This is a genomic window from Pseudoalteromonas sp. TP27 (genome assembly GCF_056470645.1).
The window spans coordinates 1-5,341 of sequence record NZ_JARDAK010000049.1 but is presented as its reverse complement, the minus strand read 5'-3'; the positions used below and the strand labels follow the sequence as shown (position 1 = coordinate 5,341).

Genomic DNA, 5,341 nt, shown 5'->3' with positions numbered 1-5,341 from the left:
TACTAAGCGCCTTTTTTGTTTATTTAGTTCTTTTATTTAGTCTTCGTGTTTGTTTTGCATGTTCACTAAGTTCAGTTAAACCTAATTGGTCGTAACTTTTTTCCATCATTTCAAGAGCGGGATCTAAGTAACTGCTTTGTGAATAATGCTCAACAACAAACTTGCCTCTATTAGCTGCCGCTAAATAAGCTTCACGTTCGTAATAGTAAGTTGCTACTTTCAACTCATAACGTGCCATGCGGTTTAAAAGCCATACTAGACGGCGTTTCGCTTCAGGTGCGTAATCACTTTTTGGAAAGCGTTTTACCAGTGTCGATAAATCGGTAAATGCAACACGTGTACGGTTAGCATCACGATCAGCTCGATCTACACCAAAGTACTCTTGGAATGCGTTTTTATCAGCTTTAATATTTACTAAACCACGCATGTAATACATGTAATCTAGGTCTTTATGGTTTGGATTTAAGCGAATAAAGCGGTCAATGGTTGCAAGTGCTTGTTCAGTATTACCTGATTGGTAATGTGCATACACTAAGTCCATTTGTACTTGTTTAGAGAATGGGCCAAACGGGTAGCGAGAATCTATTGCACTCAAAAGTTCAATTGCGCGAGCATATAAACCAGAATCTAGTGTTTCTTTTGCATCTTCATATAAAGCGTGTGCAGACTTATTAGGTACACGTTGAATATCTTCTTGGTCTGGAGCAGACGAACAAGCGCCTAAACTAAGTACAGAAACTGAAAAAACAATGGCAAATGCACGTTTCCCTATTTTATTTATCATTTTATTTGTTACCTTCGATGTCTTCGGCTAGGCCAAGTCGGTAAAACCGAGTAAACTATGCGTATTATATTATGCTTTTATTAAAAGCGATTCTAACCCAGTCGAGCAAAGCTTGCACTGGTAAATTGGGTAAAGTTACTAATGTCAGAGCAAATTTCTCTTCAAGCCGACGTTCCAACCGAATTAGGTGGTAAACGTCTAGACCAAGTATTAGCACAATTGTTCCCTGATTATTCACGTTCTCGTATAAAAACGTGGATATTGGATGATAAAATCACCGTAGATGGTGAAATTTTCAACACTCCACGCGAAAAGCTACTCGGTGGTGAAGTTGTAAGTGTTGAAACAACAATTGAAGCACCACGCGAATACGAAGCACAAGATATCAAATTAAACATTGTTTATGAAGACGATGATATTTTGGTAATTAATAAACCTATGGGCCTAGTGGTTCACCCTGGTGCAGGTAATCCTAATGGAACAGTGCTAAACGCATTACTACATTACTACCCTGAAATAATTAACGTGCCACGCGCAGGTATTGTGCATCGTTTAGATAAAGACACGACCGGTTTAATGGTTGTAGCTAAAACGATTCCAGCACAAACGCATTTAGTAACAGCGCTACAAAAGCGTGAAAACTTCACGCGTGAATATGAAGCACTGTGTAATGGTACTATGACTGCTGGTGGTATGGTTGAAAAAGCGATTGGCCGCCATCCGACTCAGCGTACTCATATGGCAGTACATGAACTGGGTAAACCGGCTATCACGCACTATCGTGTTGCTGAAAAGTTCCGTGCTCATACTCGTTTACGTCTGCGCTTAGAAACAGGTCGTACTCACCAAATTCGTGTGCACATGGCACATTTAAATCATCCGCTAATTGGCGATCAATCTTATGGCGGCCGTCCGCGTCCACCTAAAGGTGCAACACCCGAGTTATTTGAGTTACTTCGTAGCTTTAGACGCCAAGCACTACATGCTGTAAAATTGAGCATTGCGCATCCAATCACGGGTGAAATGATGACATGGCAAGCACCTATCCCTGATGATATGGTTGCTATGACACTCGCATTACGTGAAGATACTAAAGCTAATCCTGATATCGATAGATAATGCACTTATTGTCAGCGACATGGCAAAACCTTCATAAAGTAGCAACGTTAAGTACTACTTGTGGAGGTGGTGTTTCAAAAGTCCCCTTTAAAAGCTTTAATTTGGGATACCATGTTGGTGATAATAAAAGTGATGTAGCAAAAAACCGCTCACTATTAACCGAACTCCTACCTAAACCTGCCGTGTGGCTAAATCAAGTTCATAGTTCTGATGTTGTTATTGTTGATGAACATTTTGATTTTGACGAGTTACACGATGCTGATGCGCTTTATACTCAGTTATTAAATCAACCTTTGGCTATAATGACCGCCGATTGCTTACCTATTTTATTGGTGAGTGATGATGAAAAAGAAATCGCAGCTATACATGGTGGCTGGCGAGGGCTCGAGCAGGGAATTATTAAAAACACATTAGAGTGCTTTAGTACAAAATATGAAAATATAAGTGCGTGGCTAGGGCCTGCAATTGGGCCAAGCCGATTTGAGGTTGGGGCTGAGGTATTTGAGTTATTTCAAAAAAGGTCCCCTTCATTTATTCAAGCATTTACACTACAAACTAATGGCAAATATCTTGCTGATATTTATGATATTGCGCGTACTTTACTTACCCAGCTAGGAGTTAAAAATATTACGGGTGGCGACTATTGTACAGTCTCTCAAAGTGACTTGTTTTTTTCATATCGACGAGATGGACAAACTGGACGTATGGCAAGTTTGATCTGGCTCAAATAATTCACATCTTTCAACATTATATTTCCCTCCACACCTTGAACAAACACCTAAACAGACCCATTAATTAAGCAACTATATTATTTAATAGGTAATACCATGCGTTTAGATAGATTTACAAGTAAATTTCAATCTGCGCTCTCTGATGCGCAATCGTTAGCTCTTGGCCGTGATCATCAATTTATTGAACCCGTACATTTAATGTATTCATTGCTTAAGCAGAGCGGCTCTAGTGTGCGTGCATTACTTGCGCAAACAGGTGTCAGTGCGGACGAACTTAATACTAAGCTTTCTCAAGAAATAGAAAAGTTATTTAAGGTTGAAGGCGTAGGCGGCGACGTGCAGCTATCAAATAATATGGCTTCACTTATTAACCTGTGCGACAAATACGCACAAAAACGCAAAGACAAATACATTTCAAGTGAGTTATTTGTACTGGCGGCATGCGACGATAAAGGTCCGCTTGGTGATATATTTAGATCGTTAAATATTACCGCTACTAAAATTGAAACCGCGATTAAAGCTATTCGCGGCGGCCAAAAGGTTGATGACCCAAATGCTGAAGAAACACGCCAAGCGCTTGAGAAGTTCACCATTGATTTAACTGAGCGGGCAGAGCAGGGTAAGCTTGATCCCGTTATTGGTCGCGATGACGAAATTCGCCGTACGATTCAAGTATTGCAACGCCGTACTAAAAATAACCCTGTGTTAATAGGTGAACCAGGTGTTGGTAAAACAGCAATCGCCGAGGGTTTAGCACAACGTATTATTAACGGTGAAGTGCCTGAAGGATTAAAAAACAAACGCGTACTATCACTTGATTTAGGTGCGTTGGTTGCAGGTGCAAAATACCGTGGCGAATTTGAAGAGCGTTTAAAATCGGTATTAAACGAGTTGGCTAAAGAAGAAGGCCAAGTCATTTTATTTATTGATGAAATACATACTATTGTGGGTGCAGGTAAAAGTGACGGCGCAATGGATGCAGGTAATATGCTAAAACCAGCATTAGCGCGCGGAGAATTACATTGCGTAGGCGCAACCACGCTTGATGAATACCGCAAATATATAGAAAAAGACGCAGCCCTTGAGCGTCGATTCCAAAAGGTACTTATTGAAGAGCCGTCGGTTGAAGATACCATCGCAATATTACGAGGCTTAAAAGAGCGTTACGAGCTACATCATTCAGTAGAAATAACGGATCCCGCTATTGTTGCTGCAGCTCAGTTATCTCATCGTTATATTAGCGATCGTCAGTTACCAGATAAGGCGATTGATTTAATAGACGAAGCGGGCTCTTCAATTCGATTACAAATTGATTCAAAACCAGAGTCGTTAGATAAGCTTGAACGCCGTATTATTCAATTAAAGCTAGAAGATAACGCGCTCGCTAAAGAAAAAGACGAAGCAAGTCAAAAACGCCGCAGTGAAATGCAAGAGCTAATCACAGACCTTGATGCACAATACCGTGAGCTGGACGAAATATGGAATGCTGAAAAAGCATCACTTCAAGGTACGCAAGTAATTAAAGCTGAGCTTGAACAAGCAAGATTAGACTTAGACGTGGCGCGAAGAGCAAGTGATTTACAGCGTATGTCAGAGCTTCAATATGGGCGAATCCCAGAGCTTGAACGTAAACTTGATTTAGCATCACAAGCCGAAATGCAAGAAATGACCTTGCTTAAAAACCAAGTTGGCGAGGATGAAATTGCTGAAATATTATCTCGCTGGACAGGTATTCCTGTGGCAAGAATGCTACAAGGTGAGCGTGAAAAGCTACTACAAATGGAAGATAAGCTACACAGCAAAGTAATAGGGCAAGATGAAGCGGTTGTGGCTGTTTCTAACGCAATACGCCGCTCGCGTGCTGGGCTTGCAGATCCTAATCGTCCTATTGGTTCTTTCTTATTTTTAGGCCCAACAGGTGTGGGTAAAACAGAGCTGACAAAAGCACTCGCTGGTTTTATGTTTGATACCGAAGATGCCATGGTGCGTATCGACATGTCTGAGTTTATGGAAAAACATTCAGTTGCACGTTTAGTCGGGGCACCTCCAGGTTATGTGGGTTACGAAGAGGGCGGTTATTTAACCGAAGCGGTACGCCGTAAACCTTACTCAGTGATACTGCTTGATGAGATAGAGAAAGCGCATCCAGATGTATTTAATATTCTACTGCAAGTATTAGATGATGGCCGGTTAACCGACGGGCAAGGTAGAACCGTAGATTTTAAAAATACCGTTATTATTATGACCTCAAATCTAGGCTCAGATATTATCCAAGAGCAAGCGGGTAATAATGACTACACGACCCTTAAAGCTAAAGTAATGGAAGTATTAATTAATGAGTTTAGGCCTGAGTTCATTAACCGTATAGACGAGACTGTTGTATTTCATCCGTTAGCTAACGAGCATATAAAAGAAATAGCTGATATTCAGTTAATGAAATTACGTGAGCGTTTAACTGAAATGGGATATTTACTTGAAATAAGCGATGCGGCTCTTGAGCGAATTGCAGAAAGTGGTTTTGACCCTGTGTACGGTGCACGTCCACTTAAACGCGCTATTCAACAAACGATAGAAAACCCACTGGCACAAAAGCTACTTAATGGGGACTACATACCTGGTTGCGTTATCGTTATCGACGCAAATGACGAAGGTTTGGTATTTACTAAGCGTTAATTGTAAATAATTAAAATCAAAAAGCCGCTGAAAT

General features: G+C 40.7%; 4 protein-coding genes. 3 read left to right on the top strand and 1 reads right to left on the bottom strand.

The genetic code is table 11. The features are described 5' to 3' along the window. Window positions 1-19: 19 nt before the first annotated feature. Window positions 20-784: an outer membrane protein assembly factor BamD gene (locus tag PX700_RS21525; protein ID WP_007581382.1), complete on the bottom strand. Its 765-nt coding sequence runs from the start codon at window positions 782-784 to the stop codon at window positions 20-22. Between the two features lie 141 nt (window positions 785-925). Here PX700_RS21525 and rluD point away from each other — a divergent pair, with 141 nt between their 5' ends. The 3 genes from rluD (at window position 926) to clpB (ending at window position 5,307) form a co-directional block, all read left to right on the top strand. Next, on the top strand, window positions 926-1,903 hold the full coding sequence (rluD, locus tag PX700_RS21520; protein WP_007581384.1) for a 23S rRNA pseudouridine(1911/1915/1917) synthase RluD: 978 nt from the start codon (window positions 926-928) through the stop codon (window positions 1,901-1,903). Continuing rightward, complete coding sequence (gene pgeF / locus PX700_RS21515) at window positions 1,903-2,634, top strand: peptidoglycan editing factor PgeF (RefSeq protein ID WP_479521900.1); 732 nt, start codon at window positions 1,903-1,905, stop codon at window positions 2,632-2,634. The genes rluD and pgeF overlap by 1 nt, the downstream gene beginning before the upstream one ends. A 96-nt stretch (window positions 2,635-2,730) precedes the next feature. Next, the gene (gene clpB / locus PX700_RS21510; protein WP_479521899.1) at window positions 2,731-5,307 is read left to right on the top strand and encodes an ATP-dependent chaperone ClpB; all 2,577 of its coding nucleotides are present in this window, start codon (window positions 2,731-2,733) and stop codon (window positions 5,305-5,307) included. The last annotated feature ends 34 nt before the right edge of the window (window positions 5,308-5,341 follow it).